The sequence below is a fragment of the Streptomyces sp. HNM0574 genome, from assembly GCF_012726235.1.
Taxonomy (GTDB): Bacteria; Actinomycetota; Actinomycetes; order Streptomycetales; family Streptomycetaceae; genus Streptomyces.
The window spans coordinates 775,344-795,961 of record NZ_JAASAH010000001.1 but is presented as its reverse complement, the minus strand read 5'-3'; the positions used below and the strand labels follow the sequence as shown (position 1 = coordinate 795,961).

General features: G+C 75.7%; 17 protein-coding genes and 6 tRNA genes. 10 read left to right on the top strand and 13 right to left on the bottom strand.

Features of this window, described 5'->3' with window-relative positions:
• The first annotated feature begins 810 nt into the window (after positions 1-810).
• Complete coding sequence (locus HCC30_RS03370) at positions 811-2,529, top strand: hypothetical protein (protein WP_169440418.1); 1,719 nt, start codon at positions 811-813, stop codon at positions 2,527-2,529.
• Positions 2,530-2,815: 286 nt separating this feature from the next.
• Here the strand turns inward: HCC30_RS03370 and HCC30_RS03365 are convergent.
• Together HCC30_RS03365 and HCC30_RS03360 are read right to left on the bottom strand one after the other, a co-directional pair.
• Positions 2,816-2,887, bottom strand: a tRNA-Val gene (locus HCC30_RS03365).
• A gap of 36 nt (positions 2,888-2,923) precedes the next feature.
• Positions 2,924-3,352 (bottom strand): TIGR02611 family protein, encoded by a 429-nt coding sequence (locus HCC30_RS03360; RefSeq protein ID WP_169440417.1) that lies wholly within the window; start codon positions 3,350-3,352, stop codon positions 2,924-2,926.
• Between the two features lie 190 nt (positions 3,353-3,542).
• Between HCC30_RS03360 and HCC30_RS03355 the strand changes: the two genes are divergently transcribed.
• A complete protein-coding gene (locus tag HCC30_RS03355; RefSeq protein ID WP_169440416.1) occupies positions 3,543-3,956 on the top strand; it encodes an SsgA family sporulation/cell division regulator in 414 nt (137 codons plus the stop codon).
• A 259-nt stretch (positions 3,957-4,215) separates the two neighbouring features.
• Positions 4,216-4,791, top strand: a complete 576-nt coding sequence (locus tag HCC30_RS03350) for a CGNR zinc finger domain-containing protein (protein ID WP_169440415.1) — start codon at positions 4,216-4,218, stop codon at positions 4,789-4,791.
• Between the two features lie 12 nt (positions 4,792-4,803).
• On the opposite strand, the gene HCC30_RS28185 is transcribed toward HCC30_RS03350, so the two are convergent.
• Entirely contained in the window at positions 4,804-5,031 is a 228-nt protein-coding gene (locus HCC30_RS28185) for a hypothetical protein (protein ID WP_206323359.1), read from the bottom strand.
• Positions 5,032-5,167: 136 nt separating this feature from the next.
• The gene (locus HCC30_RS03340; protein WP_169440414.1) at positions 5,168-5,638 is read right to left on the bottom strand and encodes a hypothetical protein; all 471 of its coding nucleotides are present in this window, start codon (positions 5,636-5,638) and stop codon (positions 5,168-5,170) included.
• Positions 5,639-5,739: 101 nt separating this feature from the next.
• On the opposite strand from HCC30_RS03340, the gene HCC30_RS03335 reads away from it, so the two are divergent.
• The gene (locus HCC30_RS03335) at positions 5,740-6,282 is read left to right on the top strand and encodes a DsbA family protein (protein WP_169440413.1); all 543 of its coding nucleotides are present in this window, start codon (positions 5,740-5,742) and stop codon (positions 6,280-6,282) included.
• A gap of 37 nt (positions 6,283-6,319) precedes the next feature.
• On the opposite strand, the gene HCC30_RS03330 is transcribed toward HCC30_RS03335, so the two are convergent.
• The 3 genes from HCC30_RS03330 to HCC30_RS03320 all read right to left on the bottom strand — a co-directional run bounded on the left by HCC30_RS03330 (position 6,320) and on the right by HCC30_RS03320 (position 9,202).
• Positions 6,320-7,165 carry a GNAT family N-acetyltransferase gene (locus tag HCC30_RS03330; protein ID WP_169440412.1) on the bottom strand — a complete coding sequence of 282 codons (846 nt, stop codon included), beginning with the start codon at positions 7,163-7,165 and terminating at the stop codon, positions 6,320-6,322.
• 106 nt (positions 7,166-7,271) lie between these two features.
• Positions 7,272-8,093: an aminodeoxychorismate lyase gene (locus tag HCC30_RS03325; protein ID WP_169440411.1), complete on the bottom strand. Its 822-nt coding sequence runs from the start codon at positions 8,091-8,093 to the stop codon at positions 7,272-7,274.
• Positions 8,090-9,202: a chorismate-binding protein gene (locus tag HCC30_RS03320; protein ID WP_169440410.1), complete on the bottom strand. Its 1,113-nt coding sequence runs from the start codon at positions 9,200-9,202 to the stop codon at positions 8,090-8,092. Before HCC30_RS03320 ends, HCC30_RS03325 begins: the two co-directional genes overlap by 4 nt.
• A 190-nt stretch (positions 9,203-9,392) precedes the next feature.
• On the opposite strand from HCC30_RS03320, the gene HCC30_RS03315 reads away from it, so the two are divergent.
• From HCC30_RS03315 to HCC30_RS03295, 5 genes are all read left to right on the top strand, one after another.
• Positions 9,393-9,465: transfer RNA gene (locus HCC30_RS03315), tRNA-Gly, on the top strand.
• Positions 9,466-9,495: 30 nt separating this feature from the next.
• Positions 9,496-9,569 (top strand) — tRNA-Cys (locus HCC30_RS03310).
• Position 9,570: 1 nt separating this feature from the next.
• Positions 9,571-9,642, top strand: a tRNA-Val gene (locus HCC30_RS03305).
• Between the two features lie 43 nt (positions 9,643-9,685).
• Positions 9,686-9,757 (top strand) — tRNA-Val (locus tag HCC30_RS03300).
• Positions 9,758-9,800: 43 nt separating this feature from the next.
• A tRNA-Val gene (locus tag HCC30_RS03295) sits at positions 9,801-9,872 on the top strand.
• 155 nt (positions 9,873-10,027) lie between these two features.
• On the opposite strand, the gene HCC30_RS03290 is transcribed toward HCC30_RS03295, so the two are convergent.
• The 3 genes from HCC30_RS03290 to HCC30_RS03280 form a co-directional block, all read right to left on the bottom strand.
• Positions 10,028-10,357: a zf-TFIIB domain-containing protein gene (locus tag HCC30_RS03290; RefSeq protein WP_169440409.1), complete on the bottom strand. Its 330-nt coding sequence runs from the start codon at positions 10,355-10,357 to the stop codon at positions 10,028-10,030.
• Positions 10,358-10,359: 2 nt separating this feature from the next.
• Positions 10,360-11,454 (bottom strand): phosphotransferase, encoded by a 1,095-nt coding sequence (locus tag HCC30_RS03285; RefSeq protein WP_346776467.1) that lies wholly within the window; start codon positions 11,452-11,454, stop codon positions 10,360-10,362.
• Between the two features lie 320 nt (positions 11,455-11,774).
• Positions 11,775-11,987, bottom strand: a complete 213-nt coding sequence (locus HCC30_RS03280; RefSeq protein WP_169440407.1) for a hypothetical protein — start codon at positions 11,985-11,987, stop codon at positions 11,775-11,777.
• A gap of 804 nt (positions 11,988-12,791) precedes the next feature.
• Here HCC30_RS03280 and HCC30_RS03275 point away from each other — a divergent pair.
• On the top strand, positions 12,792-14,177 hold the full coding sequence (locus tag HCC30_RS03275; protein WP_169440406.1) for a serine/threonine-protein kinase: 1,386 nt from the start codon (positions 12,792-12,794) through the stop codon (positions 14,175-14,177).
• 54 nt (positions 14,178-14,231) lie between these two features.
• Here the strand turns inward: HCC30_RS03275 and HCC30_RS03270 are convergent, their stop codons facing one another.
• The 3 genes from HCC30_RS03270 to cobT all read right to left on the bottom strand — a co-directional run bounded on the left by HCC30_RS03270 (position 14,232) and on the right by cobT (position 20,469).
• On the bottom strand, positions 14,232-15,035 hold the full coding sequence (locus HCC30_RS03270; protein ID WP_169440405.1) for an RNA methyltransferase: 804 nt from the start codon (positions 15,033-15,035) through the stop codon (positions 14,232-14,234).
• 46 nt (positions 15,036-15,081) lie between these two features.
• Complete coding sequence (cobA, locus tag HCC30_RS03265) at positions 15,082-16,347, bottom strand: uroporphyrinogen-III C-methyltransferase (RefSeq protein WP_169440404.1); 1,266 nt, start codon at positions 16,345-16,347, stop codon at positions 15,082-15,084.
• A gap of 270 nt (positions 16,348-16,617) precedes the next feature.
• Complete coding sequence (cobT, locus tag HCC30_RS03260; RefSeq protein ID WP_169440403.1) at positions 16,618-20,469, bottom strand: nicotinate-nucleotide--dimethylbenzimidazole phosphoribosyltransferase; 3,852 nt, start codon at positions 20,467-20,469, stop codon at positions 16,618-16,620.
• Positions 20,470-20,618: the final 149 nt, after the last annotated feature.

Below are 20,618 nucleotides of genomic sequence, written 5' to 3'. Positions count from 1 at the left end.
GCCCCGCCTGCGGCAGCGGCCTCCGGGCCCCGGACCCCGGCCCCGCGCGGTGCGGCGCCTGCGCGCTCCCGCTGGACGGCCCGCTCCCCCGCCGCCTGACCGAGGTCAACGCGGAGCTGAACCGGCTGGCGGCGCACACCCGCGAACTGGCCGCCGAACGCGAGCGGCTGCTCGCCGGGCTCCGCGCCGCCGCTCCCCCGGCGGCCCCCGTCCCGGCCCCGCCCGCCGAGACCTCGCCGCCCGCGGCGCGGAACGTCCTGCTGGCGCTCGGCGGTGTGCTGCTCGCCGTCGCGGCGACCGCGTTCACGCTGCTCAGCTGGGGCAGCCTCGGCATCGCGGGCCGCGCCGCCGTGCTCGCCGCGCTGACCCTGGCCGCGCTGGCCGCCCCGCTGCCGCTGCTGCGGCGCGGGCTGCGGGCCACCGGCGAGTGCGTCGCCGCGCTCGGCCTGCTCCTGCTGCTGCTCGACGGGTACGCGCTGCACCGGGTCGCACTGCCGGGCGCGGACGGCTGGGCGTACGCCGCCGCCTGCTGCGTCCTCGTCGCCGCCGCGTGGGCCGGGTACGGGGTCTGCCTGCCCGGGCTGCGGCTGCCGGTGCCCACGGCCCTCGCGGTGGCCCAACCGGCGCCGCTGCTGGGCGCGGTGGCGGCCGGCGCCGGGGCGCAGGGCCTCGCCTGGGCGCTGCTCGTGACGGCGGCCGGCGACACCGTGGCCGCGCTGCACGGCCCGGCGCTCCGGCGCGGCCCGCGCGCTGCGCGCGACCGCCGCCGGTACGGCCACGGCGGCCGGGCTCGCCGCGCTGCCGCCCGCGTTGTGGCTGTCGCTCACCGCCGCGTCCCCCGGCGCGGCCGCCGGCCCCGCCGCACTGCTGCTGGCCTGCGCGGCGACCGCGCTGTACGCCGCGTACCGGCTGCCGGGCGACGGGCCGCGCACGGTCCTGTCGTGCGCCGGCGGACTGGCCCTGCTCGCCGCGACGGGCGGGGTGCTGCGGACGGTGACGCCCTCGCCGCAGTGGTGGCCCGCGGCCCATCTGCTGTGCGCCGCGGCCCTGTTGACCGCCGCCGTCGCTCGCCGGACGCGGCGCGGCCGGCTCCGCGCCCTGGCACCGCTCGCCCGCGGGCTGCGCCTCGCGGCGCTCGCCGTCGGCGGCGCGGCCGTCCTCTGGACGACGCCCGCCACCCTCCAGGCCCTGTACGGGCCGCTGTCCTGGTCGGCGGGGATCTGGACGGGGGCACCGGAGCGGGTACGGGACGCGCTGACGCCCGGGGTGCCCTGGCTGGGCGGCGGTTCCGTGGCGGCGGTGGCCGCGCTCGTCGCCGCCACGGCCGCGGCGGCCTGGCGCCTCCTCCCCCGCACCCACCCCTGGCGGGCGCCCGCGCGCGGCACCGCCCCGGTGGCGGCCGCGGTGACGGCCGCCCTCCTCCCCGCCGCCCTGGACCTCGGGTACGCCGTCGCCGTGGCCTGGCTGCTCGCGCTCGCCGTGGCCCCGCTGGCCGGCTACGCCGTCCTCGGCCGCCCCAACGGCCGGGCCGCGGCCGCCTCCTGGCGCGGCCCGGCGGCCGCCGCCTGCCCGGCCGCCGCCCTCGCCCTCACCCCGGCTCCGCTGGGCCTGGCCCTGGCCGGGCGGACGGCGACGCTGCTCGTCCTGGCCGTCCTGACCCTCGCGTTCGCGGGCGCCGCCCTGGCCGCGGTGCGCTCGGGCACCCCGGGGCGGCTCCCGGCCGTCCCCGCCTGCGCGGCCGTCGCGGCGGCCGCCGGACTCGGCTGGGCCCTCGCCATGACGGCCGAACTCCCGCCCCGGCACGCCGCGTTCGCCCTGCTGGCGGTGGCCTTCGCCGTACTGGGCGCCGCCTCGGCGGCCCGCCGGCGGCCGGAGCTGTGCCGGCCGCTGGAGGGCGCGGCGGCCTGCGTGGCCGCCACCGGTCTGCTCGCGGCGTCGGGCAGCGCGGCCTGGCTGTCCCTGGCACTGGCGCTGTGCGGACTGGCCGCGGGCGCGCTGGCGCTCCGCGCCGACCGCCGCCCCGTCGCCGCCGTCGTCTCGGCCGTCCTGCTGCTGTGCGCGGCATGGGCCCGGCTGTACGCCTCCGAGGTGACGGTGCCCGAGGCGTACACCCTGCCCGTCACGCTGCTCGCGCTTCCCCTGGGCCACCTGCGCCGCCGCGGCGCGGAACGCGCCTCCTCCTGGACCGCGTACGCGCCGGGCCTCGCGGCCACCGCGCTGCCCGGCACCGTCGCCGTGTGGGGCGACCCGGGCTGGCTCAGGCCACTGCTGCTGGGCGCGGCCGCGCTCGCGGTGACGCTGTGGGGCGCCCGTCTCGCGCTCCAGGCACCGCTGTTGCTGGGCGGCGCGACGCTGGCCGCCGTGGCGCTCCACGAACTGGCCCCGTACCTGGCCCGGATGGCGGGCGTCCTCCCCCGCTGGCTGCCGCTGGCCGTGGCCGGCGCCCTGCTGCTCGCGGTGGGCGCGACGTACGAGAAGCGGCTGCGGGAGGTGCGGCGGCTGCGCGCGCGGATCGGCCGGATGAGCTGACGCCCCGGCAGCCGCCCCCGCGGGCTCGGGTGTTGCCACATATTCCGCCCGCGCCGGAACTGACGCGCCGTGAACTCTATTTCTCGCACGAGTTCTTCACGACAAGCACCGGGACGGAATTCCGGCACCCGCATTCGGCACCCCGCGAACTCCCGGCGCATATCCGCCGATACACCGTGCACGGCGTTCCGTCGGACGCGTCGAATTCCGCTCCCGGGTGACCGGAGAAGGGCATGAATAAGGACCGGGGTCCGAGACTTCATGTCTCGGACCCCGGTCCGGCGCGTGGGCGATACTGGGTTCGAACCAGTGACCTCTTCGGTGTGAACGAAGCGCTCTCCCGCTGAGCTAATCGCCCGCTGCGCGGACAACATTACCCCATGTCAGCGGGTGCTCATGACCGCGGCCGTTCCTCGGCCCCCGCCTTGCGCTCCTGCTTGCGGCGCAGCCGCTCCTCGCGGCGGCGCTTGACCCAGTGCGTCCACTCCTGGAGCTTCTGCTTGGTCCACCGCAGGACCCGCTGTGCCCAGGGGAACTCGGTGCCCCAGACACCGATGCCGGCGAAGATCACCAGCCAGCCGGGCCCGGGGAGCGGCAGCATGATCACGCCGCCGACGACGATCGCCAGCCCGATCACGAAGATCACGACCTGCCAGCTGATGTGCAGCGGCCTGGACCGCTTGATGAAGTGCGGGGCCCTCGACCCCAGCGGCTTCTCCGTACCCCCCGTCGCCGTCGAACCGGCCTCCGGCACCGCACTGTCCGCGGTCGCCCCGGCACTCTCCGCGTGCCTCTCCGTACGCTCCGCACTCTCCGCGCTCATGCCGCAAAGGTACCCGAACCCGGGCCGCTCACCGGAATGGCCGTACGTGGTGAATTACCGCTCGCCCACATGAAGGGCCCTATCGCCGACAAATCCGTCAGAGGGGTTTACAACCGACGGGTATGTGGCATGTCGATTTCGCCGACGTGCGAATCCCCGAGCGCACACTGAGCGAAAGGCCCTGGCGCTTATGAACACCACGGTCAGCTGCGAGCTGCACCTGCGCCTCGTTGTCTCCAGCGAGTCGTCACTGCCTGTACCCGCGGGACTGCGGTACGACACGGCCGATCCCTACGCCGTACACGCCACCTTCCACACCGGTGCCGAGGAGACCGTCGAGTGGGTATTCGCCCGCGATCTCCTGGCCGAGGGTCTCCACCGCCCCACCGGCACCGGAGACGTGCGGGTCTGGCCGTCCCGCAGTCACGGTCAAGGAGTCGCCTGTATCGCCCTCAGCTCCCCGGAGGGCGAAGCCCTGCTCGAGGCCCCTGCGCGGGCCCTGGAGTCCTTCCTCAAACGGACCGACGCGGCCGTGCCGCCCGGCACCGAACACCGTCACTTCGATCTCGACGCGGAGCTGTCCCACATCCTCGCCGAGAGCTGAGATCCGCCGGTCACCGGTCGTCCGACTCGGGGCGACGACCGTGGACCGGCGACCGGAAACGGCACCACGGCGAAGCCGTAGCCGTGCCGAAGCCGCCGCCGCGCCTGCACAGCGCGGCGGCGGCTTCGTCGTGTGCGGCCCCGGGCGCGACCGTGCGCGCGGGGCCGCTCGCGCCGGGTGACGGGCGGGGCCCGCGGCGCGGGGCAGGCGCTAGGCTCTGGGCGCACCGGACCCGGACGCGATGCCGAGGAGCGACCCCGTGCAGCTCAATCACGACACCCGGTGGGCGCTCGACGACGTGGTCGACCTGCTGAACACCGCGCCCGACGGCGAGGCGCCCGACACGCTCACCTCCGTCGAGGAGCTGCGCGCCTACGTCGAGCGGAACCGCATCAGCCACTCCGGCAGGCTCGGCGAGGACGACCTGCGGGAGGTGCGCGCGGTGCGCGAGCGTCTGGCCGAGGCGTTCGCGGCGCCGGACACCCGGACCGCCGCCGGGCTGATCAACTCGCTGGTCGCCGAGGCCGGGACGACGCCGCAGCTGACCGACCACGACGGCTACGACTGGCACGTGCACCACTTCGCGCCCGGCGCCTCGCTGGCCCAGCAGCTGGCCGCGGACGGCGGGATGGCGATGGCCTTCGTCATCGTCTCCGGCGAGCGCGACCGGCTGCGGCGGTGCGCGGCGCCGGACTGCGGGCGGGCGTTCGTCGACCTCTCGCGGAACCGTTCGCGGCGCTACTGCGACAGCCGTACCTGCGGGAACCGGCTGCACGTCGCGGCGTACCGGGCACGGCAGCGGGAGTCCTCCGGGGACGGTGCCCCGGCCCGCTGACGGGCCGTCCGGTCAGAGCACGAACAGGTCGTAGGCGCCGGTCACCGCGAGCAGTACGGCGATGACCGAGAGGAAGAGCATCAGCGGCGGTTGCGACAGGGCGTAGAGGCAGCCGCGCGGCTCGGGCGGGGCCTGTGGGGGCGGGGGCGGTACGGAGGCGGGGGGCTCACTGGGCGCGGCGGGCTGGCCGTCGAGAGCGGTGGGTGCCGCGGGTTCGACGGTGGTGTTCGGCATGTCCATCTCGCGGCGATCATGACCCAGCCGCGGGAGGGGCCGTCCGCCAAGACGCTCGTTCCGGCGGGGAGTTGGTCGGATTCGGGCGCCCGGGGCGGCCGCTGTGGTATGGACGCGTCTGCCCCGGTGCGCGGTGGAAGCGTCAGATGCCGTGCTTCTTCAGGATCGCCTCGATGTCGGAGAAGTCGTCCCCGTCGCCGGAGCCGGCGGAGCTGCCGGGCTTGGCCGCGGGGGTGCTCTCCTTCCGGGTGGCCAGGGCTCCGGCGGAGGCGCCCGTGACGCCCTGCGGCGTGGCGGCCTTCCCGGAGGTGTCGGCGCGGGAGGCGCCGCGGCGGGAGGCGAAGCGGGCGACGACGTACAGCACGACGGCGAGGGCCAGCACCCCGAAGCCCGCCCAGACGGTGGGCTTGAGCACGAGGTCGGCGGCCCAGGAGCCCACGGCTTGTCCGACCCGGCCCACGAGCCCGATCAGTCCGGACATCGCCAGGCCGACGGGCACCAGGGCGAACGCCGCGATGCGCGTGGCAGCGGTGAAGCGGCGGCGGTAGGCCGTCAGGAAGGCGACGGCGAGACCGGCTGCCGAGAGGGCGGCGCAGACAGTGGTGGTGAGCATGCCTCCATCGTGCACCGTTCCGGTACGGATCGGCCACGGCCTCCGCGACGGCCCGGGGTACGGCTTCGGGGCACGGGCCGCGCGCTGCGACACTGGGCGGCATGAACGAGTCCTCCCCTGCCGGCCCCTCCGGTTCCTCCCGCCCCGTCCGCCCCGTCCTCGACTACTGGTGCGAGCTGCAGTGTCCCGACTGCCGGGACGCGCTCGCCGATCTGCGGGCGCTCCGCGAGCGGTACGGGGACCGGCTGGACATCCGGATGCGGCACTTCCCGCTGGCCAAGCACAAGCATGCCTACACCGCGGCGCAGGCGGCGGAGGAGGCGTACATGCAGGGGAAGGGCGACACCTACGTGGCCGCCGTCCTCGAACGCGTCGACGAGCTCGCCAGGGGCGGCGAGAAGCTGCTGCTGGAGGTGGCGCGTGAACTCGGCCTGGACGCGGGCGAGTTCGAGACCTCGCTGATCGACGGCCGGCACCTGCTGATGGTCGACGCCGACGAGGCCGAGGGCAAGGCACTCGGGGTCACCGGCACGCCGACCTACCTCGTCGCGGGCGAGCTGCTGGACGGCAGCAAGAGCCAGGAGGGGCTGCGGGAGCGGATCGAGGAACTCGTCGACGCACAGCTGGGCGGCGAGGGAAACTGACGCGCAGCTGGGCGGCGAAGGAAGCTGACCGGCGGGCTCAGAGCAGGGGCTTGTACAGGTGGTGTTCCACGGTGCGGAAGCCGAGGGACGTGTAGAGGCGCTGGGCGGGCTCGTTGTCGGCGTGGACGTTGAGTCCGAGGATCTCGGCGCCCGCTGCCGCCGCCTCGCGCTCGGCGAGGAGCATCAGCGTCCGGCCGTGGCCCCGGCCCCGGTACGGCTCGTCGACCTCGATGCTGAAGATCCAGGCGTCGGTGTCCTCGCGCGGGCTGCGGCGCAGGTCGAGCCAGGTCCGGCCGACGTCCGTCCCCTCGTGGGCGAGGACGCGGACGACGACGCCGGGGGTGGCGAGCCCGCGTGAGAAGCGGGTGCGTTCGGAGGCCTCGGCCCGCCCCTCGGCCTGGTCGGCCGGGACGCCGCGCTCCCCCAGCGCGCGGGCGTACTGGGCCCGCTCGTACTCCCGCCAGGCGGTGAACTCCGCCTCGTCCATGGCGCGCGGTGTGCTGCTCGCGGGGAGCTCCGGGAGCTCGTCGAGGGGCGGCAGTTCGTGCAGCATGTGCCGGCTGCGTTCCCGGTAGCCGAGTGCCGTGGCGAGGCGGAGCCCGGCGGCGGCGCGGGCCGGGACGGCCCACTCGGCGCGCCGGCAGCCCCAGTCGCGCAGCACCTCCTCGGCGGCGAGCGCGGCGACGGACCCGCGGCCGCGTTTCCGCTCGCGCTCCTCGACGACGAGCTGCCCGATGCGGCCGACCGTCGGCCCGTACTCGGGGTCGGTGGTGAGCCGGACGAGGCCGACGGGGCGGCTGTTGACGCAGATGTCGTAGGCGCGCGAGCGGGCGCCGTCGTCCTCGCGTTCCTCGGGCCCTGTGGGTCGCAGCGTGGTCGTCATCGACTGATTTCTACCGGCTGCGCGGCCGTACGTCACGCGTGCGCGGAGTGTCCGCCCGCGCGCCCGGTACGCGCGCTCGCTGCGGGGCGCCCGCGTGCGCCCCGGCTCACGGCTCCGGGTCGGCGGCGGCGCGCTCGGCGAAGACGCGCATGGCCTTGGCCGTCACCGGGCCCGGGGCGGCGGGGAGTTGGCGGCCGTCGACGTGCCGCACGGCCTGGACGTCGCGGAGCGTGGAGGTCAGGAAGATCTCCTCGGCGCGCTCCAGCACGTCCCAGGGGAGCACGGCCTCCTGGGCGCCGGTCCACTCGACGGTGAGGGCGCGGGTGATGCCCGCGAGGCAGCCGGAGGAGAGCGGCGGGGTGTACAGGGTGCCGTCGAGGACGACGAAGACGTTGGAGCCGGTGCCCTCGCACAGTTCGCCGCGGGTGTTGGCGAACAGCGCCTCGGTGGCGCCCTGTTCGTGCGCGCGGGCGAGGGCGACGACGTTCTCGGCGTACGAGGTGGTCTTGAGGCCGGTGAGGGCGCCGCGTTCGTTCCGCGTCCACGGGACGGTGATCACGGCGGTGGTGTCCGGGCGGCGGTGCACCTCGTCGTGTGCGACGAGCAGGGTGGGCGGGGCGTCGCCGCGGCCCGAACCGAGCGGCGCCAGGCCGCCGGTGAAGGTGATGCGGAGCCTGCCCAGCGGCACGGGCAGCGCCTCGGTGACGGCGGCGCAGGCGCGGCGCACCTCGTCCCGGTCGGGCTCGGGGAGGCCGAGGCCGCGTGCGGAGCGGGCGAGCCTGTCGAGGTGGCGGTTGAGCGCGAACGGGCGGCCGTCGCCGGTCTGGACCGTCTCGAACACCCCGTCGCCGACGGTCAGTCCGTGGTCCAGCGCCGAGATCCGGGCGCTGTCCGCGTCCCGCAGTTCACCGTCGAGCCAGATCTTCACGGGCCCACCTCCGTCTCGTCCCACTGTTGTGTCCCGGGTTCCGTCCGGTCCGCGCCGTGTCCGGCGTACGTGCCCGACGCTACCGCGAGCAGGCGGGACGCCTTGAGTTCTGTCTCGTCCCACTCCCGTTCGGGATCGGACCCCCAGGTGATCCCCGCGCCGGCGCCGAAGCGGAGGACGGGGCCGCCGGGGGCGTCCCGCTCGATCCAGAACGTGCGGATGCCGACGGCCAGCTCGCCGGTGCCGCGGTCCGCGTCGATCCAGCCGACGCCGCCGCAGTACGGGCCGCGCGGGGACGGCTCCAGCTCGCGGATGATGCGCAGGGCACTGGACTTGGGCGCGCCGGTGACCGAACCGGGCGGGAAGGTCTCGCGCAGCAGATCGGCCCAGCCCGCACCGCGCGCCAGTTCCCCGCGCACGGTGGAGACGAGATGGACCAGGCCCGGGTGCCGTTCGACCGCGCAGAGTGCGGGGACGGTGACGCTGCCGGTGGCGCAGACGCGGCCGAGGTCGTTGCGGACGAGGTCCACGATCATCACGTTCTCGGCGTGGTCCTTCTCCAGCAGGTCCGCCTCCGTCCGGCCGGTGCCCTTGATCGGGCCGGAGCCGACGGTGCGGCCGTCCCGGCGCAGGTACAGCTCCGGTGAGGCGGTGGCGACTTCGACGCCGTGCGCCGGGAGCCGGACGGTGCCCGCGTACGGGGCGGGGTTGCCGCTCTCCAGGAGCGCGGAGAGGGAGTCGACGTCGGAGGACTCGGGGCGCGGGTCGGGCAGCGGCGCGCTCAGCACGCGGCAGAGGTTCGCCTGGTACACCTCGCCGTCCGCGATGTGCTCGCGTATGCGGCGCACGCCCGCGGTGTAGGCGGCGCGGTCCATGGAACTGGTCCAGTCCGCGCGGGCGGGGCCGCGCCAGGCGCCGCCTCCCGCCTCCTCGCCGGCGCGTGCGCTCTCGCGTACGTCGCCGAAGCGGGCGCAGGTCAGGCCGCCTTCGAAGTCGGCGACCACCGCCCACCAGCCGCCCTTCTCCAGCGCGGAGGGATCGTCGGTGACCTCGCGGAGGTCGGTGGCAAGGAGGCCGCCGAAGCGGGCAAGTGGGGACGGCTCGTACACGGAAGCGAGTCTAGGAGGCGGCGGACCGGCCCGGCCCGGGGCCCGTGAACAGGCGCGCACAGGACGGGTGAACGGCGGGGCAACCGCGCTGACCGGCCGCTCGTCCGGATACGGAATTTGAGCTGGCACCAGAATCCGCTAGAGTTCAACACGTCGCCGGGACGCACAGCCGCCCCGGAGGACAACACCTGCGGACGTAGCTCAGTTGGTAGAGCACCACCTTGCCAAGGTGGATGTCGCGAGTTCGAGTCTCGTCGTCCGCTCTGAGTGGGGGTTCCCGAATCCCCGCGCAAGGTGGAGTGGCCGAGAGGCGAGGCAACGGCCTGCAAAGCCGTGTACACGGGTTCAAATCCCGTCTCCACCTCCAAGGACGATTAGCTCAGCGGGAGAGCGCTTCCCTGACACGGAAGAGGTCACTGGTTCAATCCCAGTATCGTCCACTGGGTCCGCGAGGACCCGAACCCCGGCTCCGGCCGGAGACCCGCGCGATTAGCTCAGCGGGAGAGCGCTTCCCTGACACGGAAGAGGTCACTGGTTCAATCCCAGTATCGCGCACGACGGACACCCCAGGGTGTCCGGTCCGTCACGGCGGACATGAGGACGATTAGCTCAGCGGGAGAGCGCTTCCCTGACACGGAAGAGGTCACTGGTTCAATCCCAGTATCGTCCACAGCAACGAGGCCCCGGCCGCTGATCACAGCGGCCGGGGCCTTCGGCGTTCCCGGGGGCCGTCGCGCGTGAGCGGCGGCCCGTCCCCGTACGCGGCGGCTTACGCGGTGCGGACGGGGACGGGGGCCCGGCCGGTCAGGCCCCCGTCAGGCCCGGTCAGGAGGAGAAGAGCATGTGGCCGAAGCCGCGCTTGCCCTTGTGACCGTGGTGGCCGTGGTGCCCGTAGTGCGGCTGGCCGTGGTGGCCGTGGTGTGCGGCGCCCCAGGCCGGGCCCGCGGGGTACGCCTGCGGCGGGGCCGCCGGGCCGGGGGCGTGCGGTGCGGGCGGGGGCGGCGGGGCCTGCTGCTGCCACTGGGACTCGAGGTTGGTCAGGGCCTCCAGCTCGCCGTAGTCGAGGAAGATCCCCCGGCAACCGCCGCACTGTTCTATCTGCACTCCGCTGCGGTTGAACGTCTGCATCGGCGCACCGCACTTGGGACAACGCATTGTCAGTTCCCTCTTCCCACCGGCCGGTTGGCCGGCCGTGTCACTCGTCGTGGCGCCGGATCGCCTCCGGCGGCCTCACAGCTCTCCAGACTACGGGCCAACTCCCGGGCGGGCTCCGGGGTGAGCGCGGCGATACGGGCGCAGGAATCGGCGCACGCCTCCTCCGCCTCGTCGAAGGGACGTCCGGCCGTGTGCGCCTTCGTCACGGCCAGCGCGACCGTCTGCACCGTCAACGCCCGGGCGGGGGCGTCGAGTCCGGGCCAGGGGTCCTCGCCCTCGGTGCCGCGGGTGCGCTGGTACGCGCCCAGGAAGCGGCTCCACGCCTCGGGCGCCAGCAGGCCGGCCGCGAACCAGGCGGCGGGGCGGGCCAGGTCCCAGGCCGGGTCGCCGGTGCCGAGGTCGTCGATGTCGATCAGGCGCCACGGGCCGTCCGGCGCGGGCCAACGGACGAGCTGGCCGAGGTGGAAGTCGCCGTGACAGAGCGCGGCGGGGACCGGGCGCTCCGTGTACGGGTAGCCGTGCGGGCCGTGCTCCGCTCCCCCGGGTGCGTCCGGGTGCTCGTCCCGGCAGCGGGGCGGGAGGCCGGACCAGGCGCGCTCGGCGGCCTCGGCCGCGGCCAGGTGCGCCGGGGACGGGCGGCCGTGGCGCAGGGCCGCGCGCATCCGCGCCACGGCGGTGGCCGCCTTCACCGGGCCCCTCATCGGCGGTACGGGGGCGCCGAGTTGGCGGGCGAGCGCCGTCAGGGGGACCGAGTGGAGCTCGCCGAGGAGTTCGCCGGCCGCCTCCCAGGGGGCGGAGTCGGGGTTGTCGGGGTCGACGGCGCTGCCGAGGGGCCACACGCTGGCGGGCCTGCCGTCGGCGAGCGGGACGGGCCCGTCGTCGGGGGTGAGGGGCGGCAGCAGGGTGCCGGCGAGGAGCGGGGAGGCGGCCACGGCGAGCCGGAGGCGCAGTGCGTCCGGGGCGGTGCCGGGGGCGTGGGCCTTGGCGACCGCCTCTCCGACGCGGACGACCGTGCCGTCGGGGCGGTCGGCGAGTACGACGGGGCGCGTGGCGGCACGCGCCAGCGCCGCCAGCTGCTCCGTGAGCGTCGGCTCCACCGTTCCCCCTCGTACGCGCGCGACTCCGGGCCCCGCGGCTCGTGCTTCCCCCCGACCGGCAGCGATCGTACGCGGCGGCGCCGACAGCGGTGCGGGGGCAGTGGTGCGCGAGGGGGGCGTGACGGGGGTCACGGGAGGGGCCGGCGGCTCAATCGGTGGGCGGGGGCGGCGGGTTGCCGTGCGGGGGTCGGACATGCGGGAGGCCCGGGCAGCTCCCCAGCCGCCCGGGCCTCCATGCCGTCCGCCGCACCCCCGTCCCCACGGGGTTGATGACCGGATGTCCCCAGCCCGGGCCGCTCTCCCGGGCTCCGGAGCGCCGCTCAGCGCTCCAGCAGTCCAGCCACGGACGACGCCTGATTGGCCATCATGTCCACCGCTCCGAAGACGACGGCGAGCACGACGGCCAGGGGCAGCACCATGGCGGCTGCCACCAGCGGGTGGCGGTGGCCGTTGCCCGGCCGGGTGCCGACGGCGGCGAGCGCCGCCAGTCGTTCCTGCACCCTGGATGCCGTGCGCCGTGCGGTGTCCGCCATAGCCCGCTCCCTGTCGTGTCCTTGGGGCGGCGGGCGTCTGACCTCGGGGGACGAGTGCTGCGCCCACCGCTTGCCACCACACTAGGCGCGCGCGGGCGGGGACGCCCTCATGCCCGCGTACTGATTTCGGGGCCTCCCGGAGGATGACTCCCGTGCCCTCCGACTACTCCCCAGGGTGGAGGCCGGGGCGCCGGAAGGTCGGGGTATCCCCCGGTCCGTACGCCCGGACCCACCGTACGGGCCCGCTCCCGGCCGCGCGCGGGACTCCGGGAAGCCGCCTGCCTCCGACTTCCGGCGCAGGGGCCCGCGTCCGACTTCCGGCGGGCGGCCGGGGGCCGTGTACGACTTTCGGCCAGGGGGGCCACAGTCGTCCCAGCGCCCTCGCAACGAGTCACCGGTGGATGCGGAACGGGTGACTTCACTCACGTACCGTGCCCGTCCGGCGGGGCGCATCTCCCCCTCGGCGCCCGGCTGTTGTGGCCTCGGCGGGCCGGAAGGGGGCGCCTCCGGGGGCGCTTCGGTGGTGCCCGCGGGGGCGTGCGCGAGGGCCAACACGCCTGCTGTGACCGGGCATTGGGGACAAGCGTGACGTGATCGGCGTGCGAGGTGAGGCGCGCGGCGGCGTTCTCCCGCGTCACGCCTGTCACTGACATCCCGTCGAGTGGCGCGTGCGCGGCCTATCGTCGCTACACGGAAGCAGTCCGTAAGCTGTGCTCGTCAGACGGACCGGGCAGCGGACGAGGCCGCCTCGCGAGCGCGAGGGCCGCGAGGGCGGGGCCTCCCCACCGGAGGTAGGGGAACGAGATGGCGATGATGCGGCTCCGACGCGAGGACCCGCGAGTCGTCGGCTCGTTCAGACTCCACCGGCGGCTCGGCGCGGGCGGCATGGGCGTGGTGTACCTGGGCTCGGACCGGCGCGGCCAGCGGGTCGCGCTGAAGGTGATCCGCCCGGACCTCGCCGAGGACCAGGAGTTCCGCTCGCGCTTCGCCCGTGAGGTGTCGGCCGCGCGGCGGATCCGCGGCGGCTGCACGGCCCGGCTCGTGGCCGCCGATCTGGACGCGGACCGGCCGTGGTTCGCCACCCAGTACGTGCCGGGCCCCTCGCTGCACGACAAGGTGAACGAGAACGGGCCGCTGCCCGCGAGCCAGGTGGCCTCCATCGGGGCCGCGTTGGCCGAGGGGCTGGTGGCCGTGCACGAGGCGGGCGTGGTGCACCGCGACCTGAAGCCGTCGAACATCCTGCTCTCGCCCAAGGGCCCGCGCATCATCGACTTCGGCATCGCCTGGGCCACCGGCGCGAGCACCCTCACGCACGTCGGCACCGCCGTCGGCTCCCCCGGCTTCCTCGCACCCGAGCAGGTGCGCGGCGCGAGCGTCACCCCGGCGACGGACGTCTTCGCGCTGGGCGCGACGCTGGCGTACGCGGCGACCGCCGACTCGCCCTTCGGGCAGGGCAGTTCCGAGGTGATGCTCTACCGGGTCGTGCACGAGGAACCGCAGCTGCACGAGGTGCACGCGGCGCTGGCCCCGCTGATCCACGCCTGTCTGGTGAAGGCGCCCGAGGAGCGGCCGAGCACGCTCCAGCTGTCGCTGCGGCTGAAGGAGATCGCCGCGCGGGAGGCGCGCGGGGTGGCCGAGGGCGCGGGCGGCGCCTCGCTGGCCGGGCCGCAGGGCTCGGCACGCGCCGCCGGACCGCGGACCTCCGGCGGCGAGGGCGCGCGCGGCGCGCGGCCGGGCGCGGGCCGGGTACGCGGCCGCCGGTCCGAGGAGTACGCGCGCCAGCAGACGGACGGACGGGAGCGGGAGGCCGCCGGCGGCGCCCCGAGCTCGCCCCGCGCCTCGACGCCGCGCACGGGCCCGTCGACGGGCGGCGGCCGCGGCCTGGGGCGTACCGCCTCGGGCAGCCGTCCGGCGCCGCGCACCGGTGGCGGGCAGCGCGGGCGCGGTGCGCCCGTGCGGCGTCCCGGGCGGCCGGGGCCGAACCGGCGGCTGCTGCGGCAGCGGCTGGTGGTGTTCGTGACGGTCACGCTGCTCGTCGCGCTGGGCATCGCCGCGGCGCAGGGCTGCCAGGGCCCCTCGCGCGGACTCGGCGGCCCGCCGCACGCTCCGGTACGGGACGCGCAGGTGACGGCCGAGCACCCGGCGCCGGCGGACGGGGAGCGCCCGGTTGTCGACGGGCCGGGCCGGTGACCAACGGGGCGGCGCCCGGCCCGGGTTCGGGCCGTCGGCGCCGCGTGCGCCCGTTCAGCGAGTGATCGCGTAGAAGGCGACGGCGGCGGCCGCGCCCACGTTGAGCGAGTCGACGCCGTGCGACATCGGGATGCGGACCCACTCGTCCGCGGCCCGCAGGGCCCGCGTCGAGAGTCCGCGGCCCTCGGCGCCGAGCATCAGCGCGACGCGCTCCCGCTCCCGGTGGCCGGGGGCGTCGATGGGTGCCGCCTTCTCGTCCGGGGTGAGCGCGAGCAGGCCGAAGCCGGCCTCGCGTACCGTCTCCAGGCTGTGCGGCCAGCCCTCCAGCCGCGCGTAGGGGACGGAGAAGACCGCGCCCATCGAGACCTTGACCGACCGGCGGTAGAGCGGGTCGGCGCAGTCCGGGGAGAGCAGGACCGCGTCCATGCCGAGCGCGGCCGCGCTGCGGAAGATCGCGCCGATGTTGGTGTGGTCGTTGACCGTCTCCATGACCGCCACCCGGCGTGCCCCGCCGAGGAGTTCGGCGGGTCCGGGCAGCGGCTTGCGCTGCATGGAGGCGAGGGCGCCGCGGTGCACGTGGTAGCCGGTGACGCGTTCGGCGAGTTCGGGGGTGACGGCGTAGACCGGGGCCGGCACCTCGTCGATGACGTCGCGCATGACGTCGACCCACTTCGAGGAGAGCAGCATCGAGCGCATCTCGTAACCGGCGTGCCGGGCACGGCGGATGACCTTCTCGCCCTCGGCGATGAAGAGGCCCTCGGCGGGTTCGCGACGGCGGCGCAGCTCGACGTCGGTCAGTCCGGTGTAGTCGCTCAGCCGGGGGTCGTCCGGGTCGTCGACGGTGATGAGTTCAGCCACGGGGTGATAGTGCCTTCTCGCGCGTGAAGTGCCAATGCGTACGGGCTCAGTCGCCGGGCTTGCCCGGCGCCGCCGTGGCGGGGAAGCCGACGCCGACCACGTCGCCGATGACGATGACGGCGGGCGGGCGGATGTCCTCGGCACGCTTGCGTTCGCCGACGGTGGCGAGCGTCGCGTCGATGCGGCGCTCGGTGGCCATGGTCCCCTCCTGCACGACGGCGACGGGGGTGTCGGCCGGGCGTCCGTGGCGGACGAGGGTGTCGGCGATGGCGGGGATGTTCTCGACGGCCATGAGCAGCACGAGCGTGCCGCGCAGCCGGGCCAGTGCCTCCCAGTCGACCAGGGAGCGCGGGTCGTCGGGCGCCACGTGTCCGCTGACGACGGTGAACTCGTGCGCGACCCCGCGGTGCGTCACGGGGATGCCGACGGCGCTGGGCACGCTCACCGCGCTGGAGATGCCCGGCACCACGGTGACCGGAATCCCCTGCTCCGCCAGCTCCTGGGCCTCCTCCATGCCGCGCCCGAAGACGTACGGGTCACCGCCCTTGAGCCGCACCACGGACTTGCCCGCGCGGGCGTGCTCGATCAGCGCGTCGTTGATGGCCTGCTGCGCCATGGCCCGGCCGTAGGGGATCTTCGCCGCGTCTATCACCTCGACGTGCGGCGGGAGTTCGTCGAGCAGGTCGCGCGGGCCGAGCCGGTCGGCGACGACGACGTCGGCCTCGGCGAGGAGGCGGCGGCCGCGCACCGTGATCAGATCCGGATCGCCGGGTCCGCCGCCGACCAGGGCGACCCCGCCGGGGCCCGCGCTGCCCGCGGAGCGGTGGCGGGGCGCGGCGAGCGTGCCCTCGCGCAGTTCCTCGACGATGCGGTCGCGCACGGCGGCGGAACGGCGCGGGTCGTTGCCGGTGAGGACGGCGACGGTGAGGCCCTCGTTGCGCCCGGTGGCCGGCGTCCAGGCCGTCGCCGCCTGCGCGTCGTCGCTGCGTACGCACCACACGCGGCGGGCCTCGGCCTCGGCGGAGACGGCGGTGTTGGTCGCCGGGTCGTCGGTGGCGACCAGCGCGTACCACGCCTCGGCCAAGTCGCCGTCCCGGTACGCGCGGCGCTCCCAGGCGATCTCGCCGCCGTCGGCCATGGCCTCGACGGACGGGGTGGCCTCGGGGGCGACGAGCGTGACGTCCGCGCCCGCCGCGAGCAGCGCGGGCAGCCTGCGCTGGGCCACGGTGCCGCCGCCGACGACGACCACCCGGCGTCCGGCGAGCCGGAGTCCGACGGGGTACGCGGGGTGCTCGGTCAGGGATTCGGGCATGACGGTGCGGCTCCTTGGAGTGCGCGGGGCCGCTGCGGCGGTGGAGCGGCGATGCGTGGACGGTGTGGCAGGTGCGGTGCTGGTGCGTGCGGTCGACCGCGGCCGCGGGGCGTGCGGTTCGGGGCAACAGCCTAGAGCGCCGCAGCGCACGGTGCTGTTCCCGGGATCACGCGGGCGCGACGCGTATCCGTACGGTTCACCGGATCACGGGCACGGGGGGCGGTACGGGCCGGGGTGCGGCCGGATGTCCCGGCCGCACCCCGTGCGGCGTCAGCCCTTCTCGGTGACGCCCGCCGCGTCGAAGGTGGCGACCTCGTGCATGGCGCGCGCCGCGCTCTGCACCATCGGCAGCGCGAGCAGCGCGCCGGTGCCCTCGCCCAGGCGCAGGTCGAGGTCGACGAGCGGGCGGAGGCCGAGCTTGTTCAGCGCGGCCATGTGGCCCGGTTCGGCGCTGCGGTGGCCCGCGATGCAGGCGGCGAGCGCCTCCGGTGCGAGCTCGCGGGCGACGAGCGCGGCGGCGCCGGCGCTGACCCCGTCGAGGATCACCGGGGTGCGCAGCGAGGCGCCGCCCAGGATGAGCCCGACCAGGGCCGCGTGCTCCAGGCCGCCGACGGCCGCGAGCAGGCCGATCGGGTCGGCCGGGTCCGGCTGGTGGTGCTCCAGCGCGCGGCGTACGACCTCGACCTTGCGGGTGTGCGTCTCGTCGTTGATGCCGGTGCCGCGGCCGGTGACCTCGGCCGGGTCCACCCCGGTGCAGGCGGAGATCAGCGCGGCCGACGCGGTGGTGTTCGCGATGCCCATCTCGCCGGTGAGCAGCGCCTTGTTGCCCGCCGTGACCAGGTCGCGCGCCGTCTCGATGCCGACCTCGACGGCGCGCTGCGCCTCCTCGCGGCTCATCGCGGGGCCGGTCGACATGTCGGCCGTGCCCGGACGCACCTTGCGCGGCAACAGGCCCGGCGTGGCGGGCAGTTCGGCGGCCACGCCGACGTCGACGACGCAGACCTCGGCGCCGACCTGGTTCGCGAAGGCGTTGCAGACGGCGCCGCCGCCGAGGAAGTTGGCGACCATCTGGCCGGTCACCTCCTGCGGCCACGGCGTGACGCCCTGCGCGTGCACCCCGTGGTCACCGGCGAACACCGCGACGGCGGCGGGCTCCGGCAGCGGCGGCGGGCACTTGCGGGACAGTCCGCACAGCTGCGCGGAGATGATCTCCAGCATGCCGAGCGCGCCCGAGGGCTTCGTCATCCGCTTCTGCCGCTCCCACGCCTCCCCCAGCGCCTTGGCGTCCAGCGGACGGATCGCGTCGACCGTCTCGGCCAGCAGGTCGTGCAGCTCGGCCCCGGGCAGCACGCGCCGCCCGTACGCCTCCTCGTGGACGACCCAGGAGAGCGGACGCCGCTTCGCCCAGCCCGCCTGCATCAGCTCCGGCTCGGGCGGGAACTCGTCGACGTACCCGACGCACAGGTACGCCACGACCTCCAGGTGCTCGGGCAGATCGAGCGCCCGCACCATCTCCCGCTCGTCGAAGAAGCTGACCCAGCCGACGCCGAGGCCCTCGGCCCGGGCCGCCAGCCACAGGTTCTCCACCGCCAGCGCCGAGGAGTACGGCGCCATCTGCGGCTGCGTGTGCCTGCCCAGCGTGTGCCGCCCGCCCCGGGTGGGGTCGGCGGTGACGACGATGTTCACCGGGGTGTCCCGGATCGCCTCGACCTTGAGTTCCTTGAACTGCTTCGCCCGGCTCTTCGGCAGCGAGGCCGCGTACTCCTCGCGCTGGCGCTGGGCCAGTTCGTGCATCGCCTCGCGGGTCTCCTCGGACCGGATGACGACGAAGTCCCAGGGCTGCGAGTGGCCGACGCTCGGCGCGGTGTGCGCCGCCTCCAGCACCCGCAGCAGCACCTCGTCCGGGATCGGGTCGGCACGGAAACCGTTCCGGATGTCCCGCCGCTCCCGCATCAGCCGGTGCACGGCCTCCCGGTCCGCCTCCGCGAAACCGGGGGCGGGGGGGCCTTGGGGCTCGGGGGTCTCGGCGGCCTCGGGCTCGGGGGACTCCGCGGGGTCCGGGGTGTTCTCCGCGTCCGGGGTGTTCTCGGGGGACGCCGGGTCCGACTCCGGGGAATCCGTGGGGTGTTCGGCGGCTTCGGGCTGCTCGGGGGTGACCTCGGGCTGCTCAGCGGCCGTGGGCTGCTGGGCGGCCTCGGGCTCCTCGGAGGTCTCCGGCTGCTCGACGGCCTCCGGCTGCTCGACGGCCGTGGACTGCTCGGACTGCTCCGGGGCCTCGGACTCCTTGGCGGGCTCCGGCTGCTCGGGGGACTCGGACTGCTCAGCCGCCTCGGACTGATCAGCGGCCTCGGGCTGCTCGGCGGCCGTGGGCTGCTCGGGCTGAGCCGTCGGGGCCGGCTCTTCCGGCTGCTCCGGCTGTTCGGGCTGCTGCTCCGGCTGGGCCGTCGCGTCCGCCGGGGTGGCTTCCGGTTGCGGGGCCGCCTCCGGGGCCGACTCGTCGGTCGTCGGCTCGGGCTGAGTGGCCGTGTCCGACTGCTCGGGCTGCTGGGGCTGTTCGGCGTCCGCGGGCTGGCCGGCCTCCTCGGAGGGTGCGGCCTGCTCCGCGGGCTGGTCGGTCTCGGACAGTGCCGTCTGCTCCGGGGGCGCGGTGGCCTCGGCCGGTTCCGGCCGGCCTTCCGTCGCGGGCTCACCCTGGGCGTCGGACGCGGCCGTCTCGGGGGCGGGCTGCTCGGGGGCGGCCTGCTCGGGGGCGGCCTGCGATGCCGTTTCGGCTTCGGCCTGTGCGGGCTCGGGGGCCGGAGTGGCGGGCGTCTCCTGGGAGTTGGCGGCCGCCGGCTCGTCACCGGCCGGCTCCGGGGCCGTGGCGTCCTGCTCCGGGGCCTCGGCCTGGGGGTTCTGCTCCTGGGCGGGCTCCTGGTGCCCGCTGTCCGGCGTCACTCCGGCGTCCGCGGGCGTGCCGTCGGGGGACGGCGCGGCGTCAGCGGCCGGGCCGTCCTCGCTTATCCGCGTCGCCGGGGCCTCCTGGTCCGCGGCCGCCGCGGGCTCCTGCGCCGCCGCGGGCAGCGCGCCGTCGGCCGCGTCCTGCCCGACCGTTTCTGCGAGGGCGGCCTCCGGCTGCTCACCGGCCGCCTGCTCCTGCGGCTGCTCACCGGACTCCGGCGGCAGAGCGCCGAGTTGCGCGTCGTCCGCCGCCTCGCCCGCACCGGGCTGCCCGGCCGCGCCCTCCGGCGCCGCCTCGGCCTGCTCGGCGCCGGGCTGCTCAACGCCGGGGGTTTCCGCGCCGGACTGCTCAGCACCGGAGCCTTCCGCACCGTCCTGCTGAACACCGTCTTGCACAGCCCCGGACTCTTCCGCCCCGGACTGCTCCTGACCGGACTCCTGCCCGGCCTGCTCCGGAACCGGCTGCTCCTGACCGGACTCCTGAACCGCCTGCTCCTGAACCGCCTGCTCCTGAACGGGAAGTTCCTGCCCGCCCTGCTCCTGGCCCTCCTGGCGCTCCTGCTCCGCCTGCGGAACCGGCGCCGTGGCCGGAGGTGTTGCGGTGGCCTGGGCGGCGGCGGGGCCCGTCGGAACGTTCTGGCTGCGGTCGGAGAGGGGGCGCACCATGCCGGACTGCTCGGGCTCGGGCGGGCCGAGGTGCAGGGGGCGGCGCGGGGGCTGGTCCGCGTCGCCGGTGGGGGTGCCGTGCGCGGGGGTCGTCTCGCGGGACGGCGTGCGCACCGCCCCGTGGTCCAGGGAGCCGGTGTCGCGGCCGTCCGACTCGTGCGCGCCGGGCGCCACTTCGGCGCCCTCGGCGGCGGGCGGCAGCGGCTGCCCCGCCTGCTCGGCCGGGAGCTGCTGGGCCGGGGCCTGCGGGACGGTGAGCTGCTGGGTGCGGTCCGAGGCCTCGGCCGTCTGCTGCGCGGGCTGCGGCTGCGGGGGCACCGTCGTCGGGCCGTCGCCCCAGCCGCCCTGCGCGCTCGGCATGAGCAGTTCGTCGTCCTCGGGTGCGGTTTCGGTGACGGTGTCTCCGGGGTCCGCGAAGGTGTACGTGCCGGAGGCCGGGTCGACCGGCTGACCCCCCGGCTGTGCGCCTGCGTTCTCCGGCTGTCCCTGACCCGGGATCTGGCCGGTGTCGGTCATGCGTACCCCTCGCCCATCCATAGTGCTTCTTCCAACCCGGCGGAGGACCGCCGCGCCCCCGTAGATGAAGAACGAGCATGCGCACGGTGCGGCACGTGCCTCCGCCTACGCCAATCGGACATTGACGGACGAACCGTCAACCTCGTTCG